The sequence below is a fragment of the Frankia sp. CeRuru1 genome (assembly GCF_977966315.1).
In genome coordinates this window covers 5,206-6,061 of sequence record NZ_CDWWEW010000320.1, presented here as the reverse complement: position 1 = coordinate 6,061, position 856 = coordinate 5,206, and the positions used below count along the sequence as shown (strand labels likewise).

General features: G+C 70.8%; 2 protein-coding genes. One reads left to right on the top strand and one right to left on the bottom strand.

Going from position 1 to position 856, the window contains the following annotated elements:
* The coding region (locus tag AC08OP_RS19185) for an ATP-binding protein (RefSeq protein ID WP_476615453.1) at nucleotides 1-471 on the top strand (471 nt) is incomplete at its 5' end.
* Nucleotides 472-510: 39 nt separating this feature from the next.
* On the opposite strand, the gene AC08OP_RS19180 is transcribed toward AC08OP_RS19185, so the two are convergent.
* On the bottom strand, nucleotides 511-856 hold a 346-nt coding region (locus AC08OP_RS19180; protein ID WP_476615452.1), incomplete at its 5' end, for a hypothetical protein.

The window sequence follows — 856 nt, the reverse complement described above, 5'->3', positions numbered from 1 at the left end:
GGGCTGGGCCGGGTCAGTTCCCGGTATCGATCGCCCGGGTCCGTCGTCGGGGGTCCGGGCCCCGACCCGCTGGCCGAGGCCCTGTCGGACCTCGGCGTTCCCCGCATCGAGTTTGCCTTCGGCCCGCACGACCTGGGGCATGTCCGCGCCGAGATGACCCGGGTCGCCTTGGCCCGGGGCCTGGGCGCCGAGCGGACCGGCGAGTTCGAGCTGGCCGTGCACGAGGTCGCCACGAACAGCGTGCACCACGGCGGGGGCCATGGAGTGGTCCGCATCTGGACGGACGACGCCTGCCTGATCTGCGAGGTCCGCGACGGCGGCCGGCTGTACGACCGGTTGGCCGGACGCCGCCGCCCGGACCTGTCCCTGGGCGGCGGCCGCGGGCTGTGGCTCGTCAACCAGTTGTGCGATCTCGTCCAGCTCCGGTCGACCCGGGTTGGCACGACCGTGCGGATGTATATGTACGTCTAACAGGCTTCGCCCCAGCCCGGCCAAGGCTTTTCGGAAAGGTCAAAACTTGCCGGAAAGGTCAGGGCTGCCGGAAAAGTTGTTGTCCCATTTCGAGCCGGCAGTGGGCTTGGCCACGGGCACGTTGAGCGCCCCCATGGACGCGAGACGGGTCCGCTGCGCGACGGACTCGTCCGCGGACAGTTCGTCCGGCGGCCCCACGTTCACCGGAACGGGAAGCAGGCCCGGCCGCGCCAGGATCTTGGTGGCGACGGAGGGGGAATGCGCCCCTGCCTCGCCGGTTTCGGTCTCGACCGAGCCCGAGGCGCCATGGGCGGCCTGATCGTCACGACCGTCGATCATCCGCCCCGCCTCGACGGGCACGACCACGGGTTCCTCATCAATCGCG